At 68.0% G+C, this 21,828-nt stretch carries 15 protein-coding genes and 1 tRNA gene; 11 read left to right on the forward strand and 5 right to left on the reverse strand.

Annotated elements, in window-relative coordinates; all coding sequences use genetic code 11:
* The first annotated feature begins 203 nt into the window (after positions 1-203).
* The 9 genes from dnaA to AB5J50_RS25460 all read left to right on the forward strand — a co-directional run bounded on the left by dnaA (position 204) and on the right by AB5J50_RS25460 (position 13,279).
* A complete protein-coding gene (gene dnaA, locus AB5J50_RS25420; protein ID WP_369260614.1) occupies positions 204-2,252 on the forward strand; it encodes a chromosomal replication initiator protein DnaA in 2,049 nt (682 codons plus the stop codon).
* 979 nt (positions 2,253-3,231) lie between these two features.
* Positions 3,232-4,362, forward strand: a complete 1,131-nt coding sequence (gene dnaN / locus AB5J50_RS25425; protein ID WP_327430089.1) for a DNA polymerase III subunit beta — start codon at positions 3,232-3,234, stop codon at positions 4,360-4,362.
* A 162-nt stretch (positions 4,363-4,524) separates the two neighbouring features.
* On the forward strand, positions 4,525-5,400 hold the full coding sequence (gene gnd, locus AB5J50_RS25430) for a phosphogluconate dehydrogenase (NAD(+)-dependent, decarboxylating) (protein ID WP_327430090.1): 876 nt from the start codon (positions 4,525-4,527) through the stop codon (positions 5,398-5,400).
* 167 nt (positions 5,401-5,567) lie between these two features.
* Positions 5,568-6,689, forward strand: a complete 1,122-nt coding sequence (gene recF, locus AB5J50_RS25435; protein ID WP_369260615.1) for a DNA replication/repair protein RecF — start codon at positions 5,568-5,570, stop codon at positions 6,687-6,689.
* On the forward strand, positions 6,686-7,285 hold the full coding sequence (locus tag AB5J50_RS25440) for a DciA family protein (RefSeq protein ID WP_327430092.1): 600 nt from the start codon (positions 6,686-6,688) through the stop codon (positions 7,283-7,285). Before recF ends, AB5J50_RS25440 begins: the two co-directional genes overlap by 4 nt.
* A gap of 328 nt (positions 7,286-7,613) precedes the next feature.
* Positions 7,614-9,677 (forward strand): DNA topoisomerase (ATP-hydrolyzing) subunit B, encoded by a 2,064-nt coding sequence (gyrB, locus tag AB5J50_RS25445; protein WP_369260616.1) that lies wholly within the window; start codon positions 7,614-7,616, stop codon positions 9,675-9,677.
* A 42-nt stretch (positions 9,678-9,719) separates the two neighbouring features.
* The gene (gyrA, locus tag AB5J50_RS25450) at positions 9,720-12,314 is read left to right on the forward strand and encodes a DNA gyrase subunit A (protein ID WP_369260617.1); all 2,595 of its coding nucleotides are present in this window, start codon (positions 9,720-9,722) and stop codon (positions 12,312-12,314) included.
* An 18-nt stretch (positions 12,315-12,332) separates the two neighbouring features.
* A complete protein-coding gene (locus AB5J50_RS25455) occupies positions 12,333-13,082 on the forward strand; it encodes a DUF3566 domain-containing protein (protein WP_369260618.1) in 750 nt (249 codons plus the stop codon).
* Positions 13,083-13,205: 123 nt separating this feature from the next.
* Positions 13,206-13,279 (forward strand) — tRNA-Ile (locus AB5J50_RS25460).
* A 286-nt stretch (positions 13,280-13,565) separates the two neighbouring features.
* On the opposite strand, the gene AB5J50_RS25465 is transcribed toward AB5J50_RS25460, so the two are convergent.
* The 3 genes from AB5J50_RS25465 to AB5J50_RS25475 form a co-directional block, all read right to left on the reverse strand.
* Entirely contained in the window at positions 13,566-17,579 is a 4,014-nt protein-coding gene (locus tag AB5J50_RS25465; RefSeq protein ID WP_369260619.1) for an AAA family ATPase, read from the reverse strand.
* Between the two features lie 475 nt (positions 17,580-18,054).
* Positions 18,055-18,663, reverse strand: a complete 609-nt coding sequence (locus tag AB5J50_RS25470; protein ID WP_369260620.1) for a hypothetical protein — start codon at positions 18,661-18,663, stop codon at positions 18,055-18,057.
* A 173-nt stretch (positions 18,664-18,836) separates the two neighbouring features.
* Positions 18,837-19,400 carry a hypothetical protein gene (locus tag AB5J50_RS25475; RefSeq protein WP_369260621.1) on the reverse strand — a complete coding sequence of 188 codons (564 nt, stop codon included), beginning with the start codon at positions 19,398-19,400 and terminating at the stop codon, positions 18,837-18,839.
* A gap of 418 nt (positions 19,401-19,818) precedes the next feature.
* Between AB5J50_RS25475 and AB5J50_RS25480 the strand changes: the two genes are divergently transcribed.
* Complete coding sequence (locus tag AB5J50_RS25480) at positions 19,819-20,022, forward strand: hypothetical protein (protein WP_369260622.1); 204 nt, start codon at positions 19,819-19,821, stop codon at positions 20,020-20,022.
* Between the two features lie 47 nt (positions 20,023-20,069).
* Here AB5J50_RS25480 and AB5J50_RS25485 read toward each other — a convergent pair whose 3' ends face one another.
* Positions 20,070-20,225 (reverse strand): hypothetical protein, encoded by a 156-nt coding sequence (locus AB5J50_RS25485; protein WP_369265768.1) that lies wholly within the window; start codon positions 20,223-20,225, stop codon positions 20,070-20,072.
* On the opposite strand from AB5J50_RS25485, the gene AB5J50_RS25490 reads away from it, so the two are divergent.
* Positions 20,226-21,116, forward strand: coding sequence for an amidohydrolase family protein (locus tag AB5J50_RS25490; RefSeq protein ID WP_369265509.1), 891 nt, complete (start codon positions 20,226-20,228; stop codon positions 21,114-21,116). It begins immediately after the preceding gene.
* A 228-nt stretch (positions 21,117-21,344) separates the two neighbouring features.
* Here the strand turns inward: AB5J50_RS25490 and AB5J50_RS25495 are convergent, their stop codons facing one another.
* On the reverse strand, positions 21,345-21,794 hold the full coding sequence (locus AB5J50_RS25495; protein WP_369260623.1) for a DoxX family protein: 450 nt from the start codon (positions 21,792-21,794) through the stop codon (positions 21,345-21,347).
* Positions 21,795-21,828: the final 34 nt, after the last annotated feature.

Genomic DNA, 21,828 nt, shown 5'->3' on the forward strand with positions numbered 1-21,828 from the left:
CAAACCAGCCTCTCGCACGAGACACTATCCACAGGCTGGGGACAACAACTTGAACCGCAGCGGTCGCTCTGACTACCGTGGCTGAACTCCGATTCGTTCCCTTCCCACCGCCCCAGCGGTTTTGTTCCCCCGCCCCACCCGACTGACTTCCCAACCAGTTCCCAGAACCACACGTTCGTGGGACCCGTGAGAGAGCGTGCCCTGTGGCCGACGTACCTGCCGATCTTGCCGCAGTGTGGCCACGAGTACTGGAACAACTCCTCGGTGAGGGCCGCGGTCAGGGTGTCGAGGTGAAGGACGAGCACTGGATCAAGCGCTGCCAGCCGCTGGCCCTGGTCGCGGACACCGCCCTGCTCGCCGTCCCGAACGAGTTCGCGAAGGGCGTACTGGAAGGACGCCTCGCGCCGATCGTCAGCGAGACCCTGAGCCGTGAGTGCGGCCGCCCGATCCGCATCGCGATCACCGTCGACGACTCCGCCGGGGAACCGCCTGCCCCCGCGCCCGCCCCTTCCCGCTACGAGGAGCCCGAGCTCCCCTCGGGGTCCGGTCAGGGCCGCGACACGTACGACAGCGGGCCGGGCCAGGGCCGCGACACGTACGACAGCCAGGGCGGCGAAGAGCGGAACCCCTACGGCAGCCAGGGCCGCGACGAGCGGAACGGCTACGACGCCCAGGCCCGTGACGAACGCAACAGCTACGACTCCCCGAACCGCGACGACCGCGGCGGCTACGACCCACAGCGCCGCGACGGCTACGAGGGATACGGCCGCCACCGCGCCGACGACCACCGCGGCGGCCGCTCCGACCAGCTCCCCGGTGCCCCCGGCGACCAGCTGCCGTCCGGCCGTCCGGACCAGCTCCCGACGGCCCGCCCCGCCTACCCGGACTACCAGCGCCCCGAGCCGGGCGCCTGGCCGCGGCACTCCCAGGACGACTACGGCTGGCAGCAGCAGCGTCTCGGCTTCCCGGAGCGCGACCCCTACGCCTCGCCCTCGCAGGACTACCGGCCGCAGTCGATGGAGCGCCCGCCCTACGAGCAGCAGCGCCAGGACTACGACCAGTCGCGCTCCGACTACGACCAGCGCCCCGACCGCCGCGACCTTCAGGAGCCGTCCTCGGGCGGCGGCATGCACCGCGGCGGCCCCCCGCAGTCCTCCGTCGGCGGCTCGCCCGGCCCGCTGGCCGCGAAGCCCTCGCCGGCATCCGGTCCCGGCGAGCCCACCGCGCGCCTCAACCCGAAGTACCTCTTCGACACCTTCGTCATCGGCGCCTCCAACCGCTTCGCGCACGCCGCCGCGGTAGCCGTCGCCGAGGCACCGGCGAAGGCGTACAACCCCCTCTTCATCTATGGGGAGTCGGGACTCGGCAAGACGCACCTGCTGCACGCGATCGGGCACTACGCGCGAAGCCTCTACCCGGGGACGCGCGTGCGGTACGTGAGCTCCGAGGAGTTCACCAACGAGTTCATCAACTCCATCCGCGACGGCAAGGGCGACAGCTTCCGCAAGCGGTACCGGGAGATGGACATCCTGCTGGTCGACGACATCCAGTTCCTCGCGGACAAGGAGTCGACGCAGGAGGAGTTCTTCCACACCTTCAACACGCTCCACAACGCGAACAAGCAGATCGTGCTGTCCTCCGACCGGCCGCCCAAGCAGCTGGTGACCCTGGAGGACAGGCTGCGGAACCGTTTCGAGTGGGGTCTGATCACGGACGTCCAGCCGCCCGAGCTGGAGACCCGTATCGCCATCCTTCGTAAGAAGGCGGTGCAGGAGCAGCTCAACGCTCCGCCGGAGGTGCTGGAGTTCATCGCGTCCCGGATCTCACGCAACATCCGCGAGCTGGAGGGCGCGCTGATCCGGGTGACGGCGTTCGCGTCGCTCAACCGGCAGCCGGTGGACCTCGGTCTAACGGAGATCGTCCTCAAGGACCTCATCCCCGGCGGCGAGGACTCGGCCCCCGAGATCACCGCTCCCGCCATCATGGCGGCCACCGCCGACTACTTCGGGCTCACGGTGGACGACCTGTGCGGATCCTCGCGCAGCCGCGTCCTGGTGACGGCGCGGCAGATCGCCATGTACCTGTGCCGCGAGCTCACGGACCTGTCGCTGCCGAAGATCGGCGCGCAGTTCGGCGGCCGCGACCACACGACCGTCATGCACGCCGACCGCAAGATCCGCGCGCTGATGGCCGAGCGCCGCTCCATCTACAACCAGGTCACCGAGCTCACGAACCGCATCAAGAACGGCTGACAGAGCCGGCTGCGGAGCCGAGAAGAGCCGACGCCAGAGCCAGTCGTACGTCGCTGAAGGCGCCCCGGGACACCTTCCCGAGGGCGCCTTTCGCTGTCCCGAACCCGCGCCCGAACCCGTCCCGAGGGCGCCTTCCGCCGTTCTCGGGCGCATGCCGAGGGCTTCCCGCCTCTTGTGACCGCTACCGGAACGACACCCACTGTTCGAATACGAGCACGGTTACGGCCACTCTCCACAGATTCGGTGACTTTCTCGCGTCCACACCCTGGGGACTGGAAAGTTGTCCCGATCGTGTCCACAGGGGGCACTGTTGAAAGACCATCAGACCAGGTCAACCCCCTGTGGATTCGTGGACGAAGACTCTCCACAGACTGTGGACGAAGAAAAGATCCACAGGGTGTGCACGGAGTTGTCCACTGGCAACCCACAGGCCGGAGTCAGTTGTCCCCAGTGATCCCCAGCTTCTCCACACCTCTGTCCACTGTTCGGCAACGCGACGCGCCCTCTCACCGTGTCGAGTGAAAGGCGTCACACCAAGGTGTCCGGTTGGGCTGTGGGGAACGCGGGTAAAGCTGGGGACGGCGCTGGGGAGAAGTCGCCCTGGGCTGTGCATCGAGTGTGCAGAACTTTTCGTCGTCCACAGAGACCCGGGGTTGTCCACCGCCTCCGCCCACAGGGTCAGTGGACAAAAAATCCCTGTTGACCTGCGGAAACGCGGTTATCCACGGTATCCACAGCCCCTACTACTAAGACCAACTAGAGAGAGCCTGGGAATCGCTTCGAAGACGGGGCTGTGCACAACTCGAGGTCGGAGGCTCCGGTGCCGCTCGGCACGACTTGACCCCGAGGGGCACCGACTGTCAGTGCGGTGCGTCAGACTGGTCCCCGGTGTCCTTCCCGTCACAGGGCTGAACGACACCGAGTCAGACGACGAAGGCCAGCAGGGCGAGAGCGCCGGCAACAGACGGAGGCGGCAACGGTGAAGATCCGGGTGGAACGCGACGTACTCGCGGAGGCAGTGGCCTGGGCGGCACGCAGCCTCCCGGCCCGTCCGCCGGCGCCTGTGCTCGCCGGCCTGCTTCTGAAGGCCGAGGAGGGTGCCCTGAGCCTCTCCAGCTTCGACTACGAGGTCTCGGCACGAGTCTCCGTGGACGCGGAGGTCGACGAAGAGGGCACGGTCCTCGTCTCCGGCCGCCTCCTCGCGGACATCTGCCGCGCCCTCCCCAACCGGCCGGTGGAGATTTCCACAGACGGTGTACGAGCGACCGTGGTCTGCGGCTCCTCGCGATTCACACTCCACACCCTGCCTGTGGAGGAGTACCCGGCGCTGCCGCAGATGCCGTCGGCGACGGGCACCGTCCCCGGTGAGGTCTTCGCCTCGGCCGCCGCCCAGGTGGCCATCGCGGCGGGGCGTGACGACACGCTCCCCGTCCTGACCGGCGTGCGCATCGAGATCGAGGGCGACACGGTCACCCTCGCCTCCACCGACCGCTACCGCTTCGCGGTCCGTGAGTTCCTGTGGAAGCCGGAGAACCCGGACGCGTCCGCGGTCGCCCTGGTGCCCGCCAAGACGCTCCTGGACACCGCCAAGGCCCTCACGAGCGGCGACAGCGTGATCCTGGCGCTGTCCGGCTCCGGCGCGGGCGAGGGCCTGATCGGTTTCGAGGGCGCCGGGCGGCGTACGACCACCCGTCTGCTCGAAGGCGACCTCCCGAAGTACCGCACGCTGTTCCCGACGGAGTTCAACTCCATCGCCGTGATCGAGACCGCCCCCTTCGTGGAGGCCGTCAAGCGCGTGGCCCTGGTCGCCGAGCGGAACACCCCGGTGCGGCTCAGCTTCGAGCAGGGCGTGCTGATCCTGGAGGCCGGTTCCAGCGACGACGCACAGGCTGTGGAAAGGGTTGACGCTCACCTGGAGGGCGACGACATCTCGATCGCCTTCAACCCGACGTTCCTGCTCGACGGTCTGAGCGCCATCGACTCGCCGGTGGCCCAGCTCTCCTTCACGACGTCCACGAAGCCCGCGCTGCTGAGCGGCAAGCCCGCCGTGGACGCCGAGGCGGACGAGGCCTACAAGTACCTGATCATGCCGGTGCGTCTGTCGGGCTGAGCCCGTGAGCCCGTCGGGTCCCAGGGCCCGGCGGGCGAATCCGCAGGTGGGGTGTACGTCTGAGCGGGTATGCCCACAGGTGTGCGTGAGCGTCCGGGTTTAGGCTCAGTCACAGGTACGAGAGTGCCCTCACGCCACGTCGCAACCCCTAAGGAACAACTGATGGAGCTCGGTCTCGTCGGCCTCGGCAAGATGGGCGGCAACATGCGCGAGCGGATCCGCCGCGCAGGCCACACCGTCATCGGATACGACCGCAACCCGGACGTCGCCGATGTCCACAGCCTGGAAGAGCTTGTGGGCAAGCTCAAGGGCCCGCGCGTGGTGTGGGTCATGGTCCCGGCCGGTGCCGCGACCCAGTCCACCGTCGACGAGCTGGCCGCCCTGCTGGAGCCGGGCGACGTCGTCGTGGACGGCGGCAATTCGCGCTGGACGGACGACCAGAAGCACGCCGTCGAGCTGGGCATCAAGGGCATCGGTTTCGTCGACTGCGGCGTCTCCGGCGGCGTGTGGGGCCTGGAGAACGGCTATGCGCTGATGTACGGCGGCGACGCGGAGAACATCGCGAAGGTGCAGCCGGTCTTCGACGCGCTCAAGCCCGAGGGCGACTTCGGCTCGGTGCACGCCGGCAAGGTCGGTGCGGGCCACTTCTCGAAGATGGTCCACAACGGCATCGAGTACGCGATGATGCAGGCTTACGCCGAGGGCTGGGAGCTGCTGGAGAAGGTCGACTCCGTCACGGACGTGCGCGAGGTCTTCCGCTCCTGGCAGGAGGGCACCGTCATCCGCTCCTGGCTGCTCGACCTCGCCGTCAACGCGCTGGACGAGGACGAGCACCTGGAGAAGCTCAAGGGTTTCGCACAGGACTCCGGCGAGGGCCGCTGGACTGTGGAAGCGGCCATCGACCACTCGGTGCCGCTGCCCGCGATCACCGCGTCGCTCTTCGCGCGCTTCGCCTCGCGGCAGGACGACTCGCCGCAGATGAAGATGATCGCGGCGCTGCGCAACCAGTTCGGCGGCCACGCGGTCGAGAAGGCCTGATCCGCGCCCCGGGTTCTCCACACCCGGGGTGACCCGGTTGTCCACAGCCGGGGAAAAACTGATGGCCGGGCCAGCCCCGGTCATCGGGGAAAGAGCCGCCGCCCGGGGCCGACCCGGACGGCCGGGAGAACCCGAAACACCATGCTGGGGGAGGTCGGCGAACGACCATGCACGTCACGCATCTGTCGCTGGCCGACTTCCGCTCGTACGCCCGGGTCGAGGTCCCGCTCGACCCGGGCGTCACCGCGTTCGTGGGCCCCAACGGACAGGGCAAGACGAACCTGGTCGAGGCGGTCGGCTATCTCGCCACCCTGGGCAGCCACCGCGTCTCCTCCGACGCGCCTCTCGTACGGATGGGCGCCGACCGCGCGATCATCCGGGCCAATGTCCGCCAGGGCGAGCGTCAGCAGCTCATCGAGCTGGAGCTGAACCCGGGCAAGGCCAACCGCGCCCGCATCAACAGGTCCTCGCAGGTCAGACCCCGTGACGTACTCGGCATCGTACGAACGGTGCTGTTCGCGCCCGAGGACCTCGCCCTGGTCAAGGGCGACCCCGGTGAGCGGCGCCGTTTCCTCGACGAGCTGATCACGGCCCGCTCCCCGCGGATGGCGGGCGTCCGCTCCGACTACGAGCGGGTCCTCAAGCAGCGCAACACCTTGCTGAAGTCGGCCGCGCTGGCCCGGCGGCACGGTGGCCGCACGATGGACCTGTCCACGCTCGACGTGTGGGACCAGCACCTCGCGCGCGTGGGCGCCGAGCTGCTCGCCCAGCGGCTCGACCTGATCTCCGCGATCCAGCCGCTGGCGGACAAGGCGTACGAGCAGCTGGCGCCCGGCGGCGGGCCGGTCGCCCTGGAGTACAAGCCGTCCGCGCCTGGTGAGGCACACACCCGCGAGGACCTGTACGAGCAGCTGATGGGGGCGCTCGCCGAGGTCCGCAAGCAGGAGATCGAGCGGGGCGTGACTCTAGTAGGACCCCATCGAGACGATTTGCTTCTCAAACTCGGTCAGCTGCCCGCCAAGGGATACGCCTCCCACGGCGAGTCCTGGTCCTACGCGCTGGCGCTGCGCCTGGCCTCGTACGACCTGCTGAGGGCCGAGGGCAATGAGCCGGTGCTGGTCCTGGACGACGTGTTCGCGGAGCTGGACACACGCAGGAGGGAACGCCTCGCGGAACTCGTCGCCTCGGGCGAGCAGGTGCTGGTGACCGCCGCGGTCGACGACGACGTACCGGGCGTACTGGCCGGGACGCGGTACACAGTGTCCGAGGGGACGGTGGAGCGCGTATGACGGAGAACACACCGGAAAAGAACGCTCCTGGAGGCGCACCCGGCGAAGCACCCGGGAAGTCGGGCGAAACAGCCAAGAAGAAGACTCCCGAGCCCTCCGGCGTCGACCTCGCGCGCGTGGCCCTGCGCGCCGCGAAGGAGCAGGCACGCGCGCGTGGAGATGCGGCGCAGCAGAAGAAGCAGGCGCGGCGCGGCGGGGGCCTGCGCTCCGGCGCGCGCGCCGACGGGCGCGACCCCATGGCGCTCGGCGCCGCCATCAACCGGCTGCTGACCGAGCGCGGCTGGGAGACCCCGGCCGCGGTGGGCGGTGTGATGGGCCGTTGGCCGCAGATCGTCGGCGACGACCTGGCCAAGCACTGTGTTCCGCTGCGGTACGACGACGATCCGGCCGAGCGGGTGCTGACGGTGCAGTGCGACTCGACCGCCTGGGCGACCCAGTTGCGCCTGCTCGCCCCGCAGTTGGTCGCGCGGCTGAACCAGGATCTCGGGCACGGCACGGTGCGGCTGATCAAGGTGCAGGGCCCTGGGGGTCCCCCGCGCCGCTTCGGGCCCCTGCGCGCCCCTGGGAGCACGGGTCCCGGCGACACCTATGGGTGAGCCGGGTCACATTGAGGGCCCCTGTGCGGGAGTGCACGCGGTGGCGAACACCGACCTGACTCCGCAGTAGCCAAGGGTTGACACCCGGAAGCGCTGAGTGCCGCTGTAAGCCTCTTTGAGCCCGGGTCCGCATATGGGGAGTCGGGCGAGACCGGTTCAGGGCGGCACATGCGGACTCAGGTACCGGCAAACCCCCATCACTGTCGGCGCTACCGGTAGACTGGAAGCTAATCCCGCCCCACTTGTGGGACGCACCGAGCAACGCTGACAAAGGCTTACCACCGCAACACGCCGCAGCCGCTCCGGCCACCCGCCGGGAGTTCGGCTTGTGCTGTGCCAGAAAGGGCGCTTCGTGGCCGATTCCGGCAACCCCAACGAGAACATCCCGTCCACCGACGCCGGCGCCAACGGCGAGGTCACAGCCTCGTACGACGCCAGCGCCATCACCGTCCTCGAGGGTCTGGACGCGGTCCGCAAGCGACCCGGTATGTACATCGGCTCGACCGGTGAGCGCGGACTTCACCACCTCGTGTACGAGGTCGTCGACAACTCCGTCGACGAGGCGCTGGCCGGCCACGCGGACACGATCGGCATCACGATCCTCGCCGACGGCGGCGTGCGCGTCGTCGACAACGGCCGTGGCATCCCGGTGGGCATCGTCCCCTCCGAGAACAAGCCGGCCCTCGAGGTCGTGCTGACGGTGCTGCACGCGGGCGGCAAGTTCGGCGGTGGCGGCTACGCGGTCTCCGGTGGTCTGCACGGCGTCGGCGTCTCCGTCGTGAACGCTCTGTCGAGCAAGGTCTCCGTCGAGGTCAAGACCGACGGCCACCGCTGGACGCAGGACTACAAGCTGGGCGCCCCGACGGCCCCGCTGGCCAAGCATGAGGCCACGGACGAGACCGGCACCTCGGTCACCTTCTGGGCTGACGCGGACATCTTCGAGACCACCGAGTACTCCTTCGAGACGCTCTCGCGGCGCTTCCAGGAGATGGCGTTCCTCAACAAGGGTTTGACGATCAAACTCACTGATGAGCGCGAGTCGGCGAAGGCGGTTGCCGGGGCGGACGAGGCGGGTGCTGACGAGAAGGACGAGGTCAGGACCGTCACGTACCACTACGAGGGCGGCATCGTCGACTTCGTGAAGTACCTCAACTCCCGCAAGGGAGAAGCGGTGCACCCCACCGTCATCGACCTCGAGGCGGAGGACAAGGACAAGAGCCTGTCCCTCGAGGTCGCGATGCAGTGGAACAGCGGCTACAGCGAGGGCGTGTACTCCTTCGCCAACATCATCCACACCCACGAGGGCGGTACGCACGAGGAGGGCTTCCGTGCGGCGCTGACCTCGCTGATCAACAAGTACGCGCGCGACAAGAAGCTGCTGCGCGAAAAGGACGACAACCTCACGGGTGACGACATCCGCGAGGGTCTGACCGCGATCATCTCGGTCAAGCTGAGCGAACCTCAGTTCGAGGGCCAGACCAAGACCAAGCTGGGCAACACGGAGGCGAAGACCTTCGTCCAGAAGGCGGTCTACGAGCACCTCAACGACTGGTTGGACCGCAACCCGAACGAGGCCGCGGACATCATCCGCAAGTCCATCCAGGCGGCCACCGCGCGCGTGGCGGCCCGCAAGGCGCGTGACCTCACCCGCCGCAAGGGCCTGCTGGAGTCGGCGTCGTTGCCGGGCAAGCTCTCCGACTGCCAGTCGAACGACCCCACCAAGTGCGAGATCTTCATCGTCGAGGGTGACTCCGCCGGCGGCTCGGCCAAGTCCGGCCGCAACCCCCAGTACCAGGCGATCCTCCCGATCCGAGGAAAGATCCTCAACGTCGAGAAGGCGCGGATCGACAAGATCCTGCAGAACCAGGAGATCCAGGCGCTGATCTCGGCCTTCGGCACCGGAGTCCACGAGGACTTCGACATCGAGAAGCTCCGCTATCACAAGATCATCCTGATGGCGGACGCCGACGTCGACGGCCAGCACATCAACACCCTGCTGCTGACGTTCCTGTTCCGCTTCATGCGGCCGCTGGTCGAGGCAGGACACGTGTTCCTGTCGCGTCCCCCGCTGTACAAGATCAAGTGGGGCCGGGACGACTTCGAGTACGCGTACTCGGACCGCGAGCGCGACGCGCTGATCGAGCTGGGCAAGCAGGCCGGCAAGCGCATCCGTGACGACTCGGTCCAGCGCTTCAAGGGCCTCGGTGAGATGAACGCCGAGGAGCTGCGCATCACGACGATGGACCAGGAGCACCGCGTCCTCGGCCAGGTCACGCTCGACGACGCGGCCCAGGCCGACGACCTGTTCTCGGTCCTCATGGGCGAGGACGTCGAGGCCCGCCGCGCGTTCATCCAGCGCAACGCCAAGGACGTCCGTTTCCTCGACATCTGAGTCGGTCTCAGCTGACCGCAGCAGAAAGGATCTTCACCAGCAATGGCCGACGAGAACACTCCCAGCACGCCTGAAGAAGGCGGCGAGATCACCCTGCGCGTCGAGCCCGTCGGGCTCGAGACGGAGATGCAGCGCTCGTACCTCGACTACGCGATGTCCGTCATCGTGTCGCGCGCGCTGCCCGACGTACGGGACGGTCTCAAGCCCGTCCACCGCCGTGTCCTGTACGCCATGTACGACGGCGGCTACCGGCCCGAGAAGGGCTTCTACAAGTGCGCCCGTGTCGTCGGCGACGTCATGGGTACCTACCACCCGCACGGCGACTCCTCGATCTACGACGCGCTGGTCCGCCTCGCGCAGCCGTGGTCGATGCGGATGCCGCTGGTGGACTCCAACGGCAACTTCGGCTCTCCGGGCAACGACCCCGCCGCCGCCATGCGCTACACCGAGTGCAAGATGGCGCCGCTGTCCATGGAGATGGTCCGTGACATCGACGAGGAGACCGTCGACTTCACGGACAACTACGACGGCCGAAACCAGGAGCCGACGGTTCTGCCGGCCCGGTTCCCGAACCTGCTGATCAACGGCTCGGCGGGCATCGCGGTCGGCATGGCCACCAACATCCCGCCGCACAACCTCCGCGAGGTCGCGGCCGGCGCCCAGTGGTACCTCGAGAACCCCGAGGCGAGCCACGAGGAGCTGCTCGACGCCCTGATCGAGCGCATCAAGGGCCCCGATTTCCCGACCGGCGCGCTGGTAGTGGGCCGGAAGGGTATCGAGGAGGCGTACCGCACGGGTCGTGGCTCCATCACGATGCGCGCGGTCGTCGAGGTCGAGGAGATCCAGAACCGCCAGTGCCTGGTGGTCACCGAACTCCCCTACCAGACCAACCCCGACAACCTCGCGCAGAAGATCGCCGACCTGGTGAAGGACGGCAAGGTCGGCGGCATCGCGGACGTCCGCGACGAGACGAGCTCCCGTACGGGCCAGCGGCTCGTGATCGTGCTCAAGAGGGACGCGGTCGCCAAGGTCGTCCTGAACAACCTCTACAAGCACACCGATCTGCAGTCGAACTTCGGCGCCAACATGCTGGCGCTGGTGGACGGCGTACCGCGCACGCTGTCCCTCGACGCGTTCATCCGCCACTGGGTGTCGCACCAGGTCGAGGTCATCGTCCGCCGTACGCGCTTCAGGCTGCGCAAGGCCGAGGAGCGCGCGCACATCCTGCGCGGCCTCCTGAAGGCCCTGGACGCCATCGACGAGGTCATCGCGCTGATCCGGCGCAGTGACACCGTCGAGATCGCGCGCGAGGGCCTGATGGGCCTCCTGGAGATCGACGAGATCCAGGCCAACGCCATCCTCGAGATGCAGCTGCGCCGACTCGCCGCCCTGGAGCGCCAGAAGATCATCCAGGAGCACGACGAGCTCCAGGCGAAGATCACCGAGTACAACGCGATCCTCGCCTCGCCGGAGCGTCAGCGCGCCATCATCAGCGAGGAACTCGCGGCGATCGTCGAGAAGTTCGGCGAGGACCGCCGCTCCAAGCTGGTGCCCTTCGACGGCGACATGTCCATGGAGGACCTGATCGCCGAAGAGGACATCGTCGTCACCATCACGCGCGGCGGCTACATCAAGCGCACCAAGACCGAGGACTACCGCTCCCAGAAGCGGGGCGGCAAGGGCGTACGCGGCACGAAGCTGAAGCAGGACGACATCGTCGACCACTTCTTCGTGTCGACGACACACCACTGGCTGCTGTTCTTCACCAACAAGGGCCGCGTCTACCGCGCGAAGGCGTACGAACTCCCGGACGCCGGCCGTGACGCGCGCGGTCAGCACGTCGCCAACCTGCTGGCCTTCCAGCCGGACGAGGCGATCGCCGAGATCCTCGCGATCCGCGACTACGAAGCGGCGCCCTACCTGATCCTGGCCACAAAGGGCGGCCTCGTAAAGAAGACGCCTCTCAAGGATTACGATTCGCCCCGCTCGGGCGGCGTCATCGCGATCAACCTTCGCGAGACGGAGGACGGTTCGGATGACGAACTGATCGGAGCCGAACTCGTCTCGGCCGAAGATGATCTGCTTCTGATCAGCAAGAAGGCGCAGTCGATCAGGTTCACCGCGACGGATGACGCATTGCGTCCCATGGGCCGTGCGACCTCGGGCGTCAAGGGCATGAGCTTCCGTGAGGGAGACCAGCTGCTCTCGATGAATGTTGTTCGACCCGGTACGTTCGTGTTCACTGCTACGGACGGTGGGTACGCGAAGCGGACCGCCGTCGACGAATACCGCGTCCAGGGTCGCGGCGGCCTCGGAATCAAGGCCGCCAAGATCGTCGAGGACCGTGGGTCCCTCGTCGGCGCGCTGGTGGTCGAGGAGACCGACGAAATCCTCGCCATCACACTGTCCGGTGGTGTGATTCGTACGCGAGTCAACGAGGTCAGGGAGACAGGCCGTGACACCATGGGCGTCCAACTGATCAACCTGGGCAAGCGCGATGCCGTGGTCGGTATCGCACGTAACGCCGAGGCCGGTCGCGAGGCGGAGGAAGTCGACGGCGAGGACGCCGCGGACGAGACCGCCGAAGGCGTTGAGGTCGTCGGTACGGACGAGGGCGAGCCGTCCTCGGCCGAGTAGCGCGAGGAGTGAGTCATCGTGAGCGGAGCCACGGGCGCCGGGTCGACCGGTACGGAAACGGACGGCGGCCGTGGCCCCGCCACTGATGCGACTGACTCCCATGACTCTCATGGATCCCAGGGGGGAACTGTGACGGACACCCGAGGCCCGCAGGCCCAGCAGTACGCGGGCGGGCAGGCGGCCCCGGCAGGGGCGCACCCGGCACCCGGCGCGCCGCCGAAGGGTTCACCGCTGCCCGGCGCTCCGGCGCCCGGCAGTCCGCCGCCTGGTTCGCCGCTGCCGGGGGAGCGGCAGCCGCAGCCCGCGCAGCCGTACCACCCGCCGCAGGCGTACCCGGCCCAGCAGCCGCCGTCGGGCGCGGTCCGACGGCCGCGCACCGGGGCGCGTACGGCGCCGCGCACGCGCAAGGCGCGACTGCGCGTGGCCAAGGCCGACCCGTGGTCGGTGATGAAGGTCAGCTTCCTGCTCTCCATCGCGCTCGGCATCTGCACGATCGTGGCGGCCGCGGTGCTGTGGATGGTCATGGACGCGATGGGCGTCTTCTCGACGGTCGGCGGCACGATCTCGGAGGCGACGGGCTCGAACGAATCCAACGGATTCGACCTCCAGTCCTTCCTCTCGCTCCCGCACGTCCTCATGTTCACGTCGGTCATCGCGGTCATCGACGTCGTCCTCGCGACGGCCCTGGCGACCCTCGGCGCGTTCATCTACAACCTCTCCGCCGGCTTCGTCGGCGGCGTCGAGCTGACGCTGGCCGAGGACGAGTAGCCGCGGAGCAGCCGCCTCTCAAACGCTCTGACCGTCGGTCGTCGACTATCGATTTTGGGACTGGCCGCGTCGTGCGCTAATCTTCAGAGGTCAGCGCGCGGGACACACACCGCAAAGCGCGGCGGGGCTATAGCTCAGTTGGTTAGAGCGCATCCCTGATAAGGATGAGGCCACAGGTTCAAATCCTGTTAGCCCCACAGATGAAGATCAAGCAGAGCGGGCGTTTCCCCTGGCGGGAAGCGCCCGCTCTTCGTTGTGCCCCGATGAGGGCGTTGGCCTGGCCCATGACGGACTCGTGAGGCGGCGCGAGACACAGAAACGCCCGACCGCTGGCGACGGGGGATGCACCAGCGATCGGGCTATGGCCAAGGGTAACAAGGCTGTCTGTGCGGGGGGAGGTAACTGCTCAGCCGTGATGGGGAGTTGTGATCCGGATCACGTGGCAGTGCTCGGAGGTGTGGCGCTGGTCGGGGCTCGGCGCCGTTACCCACCGCACGGAGGCTCGTACGAGAGGCGGGGCAGGTACTCCTGCCACTTTTCCGGGGTCAGAACGCCCCGAGTGGTCGAGCAAATGTGACGAATAGCCTCGTCGACGTCCAGATTCCACAGTCGGACGGTGTCGGTGCCGCTCGATACTCCGAGCATGTGGCTGGTGGGGCTGAACGACAGGAAATTGCCTGTTTTGGCGTTGGGGCTCATCGACTGGCCGATGGGGGCGGCCTCGGACGGGTGGGTGATGTTCCAGAGGCGGACCGTGTTGTCGTTGCCGCCGCTTGCCAGGGTGTGGCCGTCCTGGCTGAACGTCAGCGACACGACCGCTTCGGTGTGGCCCGTGAGGGGGGAGCCCAGCCGGGACGCCTTGACGGGGTCGGCGATGTTCCAGAGGCGGACCGTGTTGTCGTCGCTGCCGCTGGCGAGCGTACGGCCGTCCGGACTGTAGGCGAGCGCGTTGATGGGGCCGAGGTGCCCCTTGAGCGGCGCGCCGAGCGGTGCCGCGTGGCGTGGGTCGGTGACGTTCCAGAGCCGGATGGTGTCGTCCGCGCTGCCGCTGGCGAGCGTATGGCCGTCCGGGCTGAAGACGAGGGAGTTGACGTAGCCCTTGTGGCCGGTGAGCGGCGTGCCGAGCGGACGCGGACGGGATGGGGCGCTGATGTTCCACAACTGGATGGTGCGGTCGTCGTAGGCGGTTGCCAGCGTGCGTCCGTCCGGGCTGAAGGCCAGCGCAGCCGCGAACCGTGTCCGCAGGGCTATGGGCTGTCCGTAGGAGACTGGTCGAGCCGGGTCGGTGACGTTCCACAGTTGCACTGTGCGATTTCCGGTCAGCACCGCGAGTGTGTGGCCGTCGGGGGAGAAAGTCGGCTCACGCACCTCACCCTCCCCGGGCGTGAACGGTTTGCCCAGCGATACGGGTCGGCTGGGAGTCTCCACGTTCCACAAACGAATTCTTCCGTCGCTCGCGGCCGTGGCGAGCACCCGCCCGTCCTGGCGGAACGCTCCGATGCGGCCGATCATGTCCGACGTCGGTATCGACCACAGGCGGACCGTGTTGTCGCCGCTCCCGGTGGCGAGGGTCCGGCCGTCGGGGCTGAAGCCCAAGGCGTACATCTCGCCGCTGCTTCCTGCGAGCGGCTCGCCCACCTGCGACGGGTATGCCGGATCACTGACGTTCCACAGGCTCGCCGTACTGTCCTGGCTGGCGGCGGCGAGCATGGATCCGTCGGGGCTGAAGGCAACGGACCATATGGGACCGGTGTGGCCGGTGAGCGGCGCGCCGAGCGGCGCCGCGTGGCGTGGGTCGGCGACGTTCCAGAGCCGGACGGTGTCGTCCGCGCTGCCGCTGGCGAGGGTGCGGCCGTCGGGGCTGAAAGCCACGGAGTGCACGAGGTCCGTGTGGCCGGTCAGCACCGCGTCGATCGGCTTCGGGTGACGTGGATCGGCCACGTTCCACAGCCTGATCGTCATGTCGTCGCCGCCGGCTGCCAGCGTCCGGCCGTCGGGGCTGAAGGCCACGGAGCGTACGGCGGCGGTCTGCCCGGTCAGAGCACCGAGCGCGCTCGGCTTGCGCGGGTCGCCCACGTTCCACAGGCGCACGACGTGATCTTCGGTGGCGGCGGCCAGGGTGTGTCCGTCCGGGCTGAAGGCGAGCAGGTAGATCGTGCCGTCATGGCCGGTCAAGGGCGTGCCGAGCGGACGCGGGTGGCTGGGATCCCGTACGTCCCACAGCCGGATCGTGCCGTCGTCGGAAGCGCTGGCGAGGGTCCGGCCGTCCGGGCTGAAGACCGCGGTGCTCACCCAACTCGTGTGGCCGGTGAGGGGCTTGCCCAGGGGTTTGGGGTGCGTGCGGTCTGTCACGTCCCACAGCCGAACGGTTCGGTCGTAGCTGGCGGTGGCCAGGATCTTTCCGTTGGGGCTGAAGGAGGTGAGGTAGACGGCGCCGGTGTGGCCGAGAAGCGGCGTGGCCAGCGGTGCGTTCACGATCGAGATCAACCGGTTGTTCGCGCCCTCGTCGTCCGACCGCAGGCGGTGTGCCACCAGGTCGAGTTGAGCGGACAACGACGGATCCGTGTACTGCACGCGATCGGCTTCGGCGATCACCTGCGCGAACACGGCGTCGTCCCGCTGCTGCCACGCCACCACCGCCGAGCCGGCGGCGAGTACCGCCAGGACGACCAGAGCCGACACGGCACTACGGCTGATCCAGACCGTGCGCCTGCGCAGCCTGACCGAAGCGGCCAGGAACTCCACCGCGCTGCGGGTCAGGAAGGTGTGCCCGGCAGATTTCGCCCAGCCGTGGGCCTGCTCCAGACGGGAACCCCGGTAGAGCAGCGAGGAGTCACGCTCCGAGCCCTCCCAGGCCCTGCCGTCCTCCTCCAGCTGCTGGCGTACCAGGTGGTCGTTCCGGTCCTCGTCGATCCAGTCGCGCAGGCGCGGCCAGGCGTGGAGCAGCGCTTCATGGGTGATCTCCACGGTCTCCGCGTCGAGGGTCACCAAGCGGGCGCGAACGAGCGCTTCGAGCGACTCCTCCGTCTTGTTGGGATCAGTCGACTCCTCCGCCAGCTGGCGCCGCGTCCCCCGTCTACGGGTGGCCTGCGTGTCCTCACCCAGCCGCACCAGCCTGAGCAGGAGCAGCCTCGCGGCCGTACGCGCCGCCGGGTCGAGGCCGGACCAGGCCCGCTCGGCGGTCGCCGCCACCGCTCCTTGGATCCCGCCCGCCGCGCGGTAGCCGGCCAGCGTCAGCCTGCCCGCCTTCCGCCGCTGCCAGGTGGCGAGCAGGGCGTGGGAGAGGAGCGGCAGTGCCCCCGCGTCGTGCGCCCCACGGGGGCCGTCGGCGCTCACTTCCCGGACGATCAGCTCCGCCAGCCCCGGTTCGAGCTCCAGGCCCACGGCCTTGGCCGGTCCGGTGACCGCTTCGCGCAGTTCCGCGTTGGTCAGCGGTCCGAGCACCATGTGCCGGTGTTGCAGCGCGTCGGCCAGTTCGGGATATCCGAGGCATTGCTCGTAGAAGTCGGCGCGTATGCCGAGGACTACGAGTACGGGGGCTGGGTCACCGGTGTCGGCGGGCGAGCATGCGGCGTGGAGGAGCTGGATGAAGGTGCGCTTGTTCGCTTCGTCGGAGCTGAGGGTGAACGCTTCCTCGAACTGGTCCACGATGACGACCGGACGAGCGGCGGAGGATGTCTCGCGTTTCGCCCATGCCGTGACGGCTTCCCTCACCGCGTCCGTGAATTGCGGAGTGCCGGGCTCCTGGGCTGTCGGTTCCTCCGGAGAGAGGAGCGGTGCGAGCTCGGGGATCCGGCGGGTCAGCTCCGAGAGAGGATCGCCTCCCGGCACGAGCTGCAGAACCTCCCTCGCCCGGCTGTTCTCGTCCCCCAGTGCGCCGTTCTGCAATGCGGTCACCAGGCCGGCGTTCAGCAGGGAGGACTTTCCCGCCCCTGAGGCGCCCACGAGCATGACCAGGCCACCCGTCTTCTCCACGGCGCGGAGCTGAGCGATGAGGGAATCCGTGCTCCGCTCTCGGCCGAAGAACCACCGGGCGTCTTGCTGACGGTACGAGGCGAGCCCCAGGTACGGGCACACACCACCGGGGAGGGCGGGGGCCTCGACCGCGGATCGTTCCTTCTCTTCCTCCCCTGTGGATGTCGCAGGGGGGTCGCCGACCGGGTCGGCGACCGCGCGCTCCCATAGCCGCTGCCACTGGGCCAGGTCGTAAAGGCCCGGGGACACCGGGGCGGGGCGCAAGCGACGTGCTTCGGGGATCAGGACCTGTAGCACCGCTGCGAGTGCGGCGAACTGGGCAGGCACGTTCTTGGCCCGTCGCCAGTCGCTGATCCGCTGAACGGACACCCGTACGGGACGCCCTCGCTCGTCGACCCGATGAAGCCGGACGATCGCCTCGGCCACGCTCTTGAGGGGAGGGTTGCCGGCCTCCTTGTACAGCAGCGCGAGACGTTCCGCGAAGGCTGTGCGTGCCCCTGAGTCGGAACTCAAGGCCTCCACCCCTTAACTTCCCCCACACCTGGATCCGGACCGGAAAACTCACCTTATATGGCTGACCTGCGGTGAAGTCGTCGGTCCGGTACCGGAATCTTCTCGGCGTGAGTCACAGCTGGCAGGATCTCGACGCAGTAGCGAATCAACCACGCTACGTCCGGACGGGCCACCAGCTCAGCGCTCGGAGAGACAACTTATGACGCCGCATGTTTTCGGTCAGCTTCCGCTGGAGTTACGAGACGGCGGCGACGGTCTCGGCGTGTGAGCCTGAGCAATCCGTGGAGCCGGTGCCATCAGGACCGTAATCGCATCGATCGCGGGTCCGACCTCTACTCGATCCGTGCCGGCACGCCGACACGGCGCGGATCGACTCCGCCCGCACCGTTCGGTACCGGTCCCCACGAGGGGAGGGACCGGTACCGAACGGTGCGGTGTGTGGAGCGAGTAGCGAGTGCATCCCGGTACGCGGCGGGCGGCACCGTCACAGGTGCAGCATCGACATGAGATCAGGGCTCCGGATGCCCGTCGACACCTCAGGAAGGTCTTGGCCCGGCAGCATCCATCCCGCCTTCCTGGCGGCGGCGACGGCGTCCGCCTCGGCTGCGTCCGCCTTGGCGTTGAGCGTCTCGTTCTCGCCCGAACCTCCTGCCCCCGCAGCTGCTGCGGCGGCCTGGGATGCCGTGAGAGCGGCGCGACAGGCGGCAACGGACAGCTCGCTGGAGCTGTCGTGGAGCTGGCCCATCTGGGCGGCTTGGGCAGCGGAGGCGGAGGCGTTCCTGGCGCACCGTGAGTCCGCTGCGGGGGCGGGGGAACTCTCAGCGAGGACGGCGACTGCTTGAGCGGCTACGCGAGCGGCGTGGGCGGACTTCCAGGAGATCTGCTCGTCTGCCGTTCCACCTTCGTGCTTCTCGTCGGAGCTGTGCTGCCCGATGTAATGACAGATGGCCGCGGCTCGGGACGCGGCGCTTCGGGTACGTGCGGCGTGGCTCACCCTGAGCTTCTGCTCAGTGGTGTCCTCTGCCGCCTCCGGGGGCTGAGGCACTCCGGCCTGCGCGGAGCTCAGGTGCTCATTGCCGTCGGGGTCACTCATCTCTGTCTCCTCTTCGGTCAGGAGGATCGCTTCCTGATCGGTCCCCTCGTCGGCCCTGGGCCCGGCGGACGGCAGGGGCCAACAGCGAGCGGCTGGCAGAGTGGCACGTCGGGCGTGAAGAGGCCAGAGATTGTGCGGCGGAACCGGCGAGGGCCTTCGCCGGCGTTGGGCGATCAGTCGTCGTCGGACGTCTGGCGCGAGGGTGGGAGCAAGAGATCCCTCTCGGGGTGCCGCTCGCCCGTGACGCTTCCCTGGATGCCGAGGTCTTGCCGAGCAGCCTCGTGGAAGGCGTTGATCGCGCGGAACGCCGTTCGGTTGCGCTGGCGCCAGCTGTCCAGGCTTCCGCCGATCTTGCCTGTGGCCTGCCAGACGATCTCCGCGACCACGGTGTTCAGCTCATGCCCCGCCTCGATGGCGTCATCGCCGCCGAGCAGCATGACGCGTTCGAAGGCGCCACCCCATGCCCGACTGGCTTCCGACAGGTCCTCACGCAAGTCGTGCTCGGACCTTTCGCTCCCGGACAGGCCCTCTCTCGACTCGTACAGCCGGACGGACATGGCGATCCTCGCCTTCACGGCGTCCACGTAATCCCCGTACGCGTCGATCTTCTTGTCGTCCCACCGGGTCAGGAGCTGGTACCGGTTCCGGCTTCTCTCCATCAGGTAGTTGGTGACGTGCGTCATCAGCGCACCGAGGAGTACTGCGGCGATGGTGACGAGCTGCTCGCCGGTACTCAACTCGTCCCCCAGCCATGACTCCTAAAGATGGCTGGATGATCTTACGAGTGCTGGCGGTCCGGGGTCCACAAGATGCTGAAACAGGGGGCGTCACGGGGTGATCGGCAAGCTCGAGCGAGCCGCCGCGCGACCACCTGTCGCTCTGCGCTGAGCCAGGTGCAGCGGCCGTGCTGCCTCGTGGAGCGTGGAGGAGCGTGGAACGTGGAGATCGTTCGGTTCGGATTCTTGATTCCCGCATGAGGAGAATGTAGTTTCCGCTTAGAGAGAGCGTGGATTCGGCATGGTGCGGGAGGGGACTCGCTGAGCTGGGGCGAGTGCCTCGTAGGGGCGTCGAGCTCAAGGTTCCCGGGCTGTGACGGCGTTCCGACGACCCTCAAGGTGGCCAAGGTGCTGCCCGCGTCAGACTGAAGGGACCGACATGCAGCGGGACGATTTGATCCTGATCAGCGTGGACGACCACATCATCGAACCGCCGGACATCTTCGTGAACCACCTGCCACAGCGGTACCAGGACGAGGCGCCGCGGCTGGTCCACCGTGAGGACGGCAGTGACGTGTGGCAGTTCCGCGACAACACCGTCGGCAACGCCGCGCTCAACGCGGTCGCCGGGCGGCCCAAGTAGGAGTACGGCCTGGATCCGCAGGGCATGGACGAGATCCGGCCCGGTTGCTACGACGTCCACGAGCGCATCAAGGACATGAACGCGGGCGGGGTACTCGCCCAGATGAACTTCCCGTCCTTCCCCGGCTTCTCGGCCAGGATGTTCGCCACCGAGGACACTCCGACTTCTCGCTCGCGCTTGTCCGGGCCTACAACGACTGGCACATCGACGAGTGGTGCGCCGCCTACCCCGGACGGTTCATCCCCATGGCCCTCCCCGCCATCTGGGACGCCGAACTGTGCGAGGCCGAGGTCCGCCGGGTGGCCGCCAAGGGCTGCCACTCACTCACCTTCACCGAGAACCCCGCGGTCCTCGGCTACCCGAGCTTCCACCACGAGTACTGGAACCCGCTGTGGCGGGCGCTGTCCGACACGGACACCGTCATGTCGGTCCACATCGGCTCCTCCGGCCGGCTCGCCATCCCGGCCGTCGACTCACCGCCCGACGTGATGATCACGCTCCAGCCGATGAACCTCGTCTCGGCCGCGGCGGACCTGCTGTGGTCCCGCCCGGTCAAGGACTTCCCCGACCTGAAGATCGCCCTCTCGGAGGGTGGCACGGGCTGGATCCCGTACTTCCTGGAGCGGGTGGACCGGACCTTCGAGATGCACTCGACCTGGACCCTCCAGGACTTCGGCGGCAAGCTGCCGTCCGAGGTGTTCCGCGAGCACTTCCTCACCTGCTTCATCACCGATTCGCTGGGGGTGAAGCTCCGGCGCGACATCGGCATCGACAACATCGCCTGGGAGGGCGACTACCCGCACAGCGATTCCCTGTGGCCGGACGCGCCGGAACAACTCCACAACGTGCTGGAGAGCTGCTCCGTCTCGGACTCGGACGCCCGGAAGATGACCCACGAGAACGCGATGCGCTGGTACTCCTTCGACCCCTTCGCCCACATCCCGCGCGAACAGGCCACGGTCGGCGCGCTGTGGAAGGCGGCCGAGGGACACGACGTCAGCATCCGCTCTCGCAGCAGGCAGCTGACAGAGCCGGTCGACAAGCTGGAGGCCTTCCGCGCTCGGGCGCGCGCGGCGACGGCTGCGGCTCAGTAGTTCGTCCAGCTGGTTCGTACAGCTAGTTCGTCCAGTGGTTCGTCCCATCAGTCCGTCGAATGGGCGAAGGGAACTGTTGAAACCGGGGTGTCATGGCTTGTCGTGGCTTGGCGCGGCATGTTTGTCGAGGTCACGGTGATCACCGTGACGCTGTGACCGCTGTGACACCCCCCTGTTTCAGCGTCGCCGCCCAGCGTGCTCACGCTCGCGTGCCGCCACTGGGCCGCGCTATACGAAGAGCCCCAACGCAGCGTCGAGCGACCACGACTGCCAGCCCATGGCGAACAGGGTGACCAGCGAGATCAGGGCCATCATCAAGTTCTGTCCCTGCTCGGCCCAGTCGTGAATCATCAGCACGAGGTAGATCAGATTGAGCGCCAGCCCGCCGACGAGAGCGATCGGTGTGAGGAAGCCGGCGATGAGGCCGAGGCCGAGGGCCAGTTCCGCGTAGGCAACCACGTAGGCCATCAGCCGGGGCCTCGGCTTGACTATGCGGTCGAAGCCGAGCCGTACGAAGGGCCATCGGTGCTTGGCAGCGACTCCCCCTGCCCACATGATGCCGCCTCCCGTGAACCAGTCCTTCTTGTCCTTGTGGCGCCAGCTCTCCAGCCACCACAGGCCCAGGCCGATGCGGAGGACTGCGAACCACTCGGCGCCGCTGAGCCAAACCGTCTGCATGCCAGGACACCCTCCGACATGAATCTGATGGAGC

The sequence above is a fragment of the Streptomyces sp. R35 genome, assembly GCF_041053035.1.
Lineage (GTDB): Bacteria > Actinomycetota > Actinomycetes > Streptomycetales > Streptomycetaceae > Streptomyces > Streptomyces lutosisoli.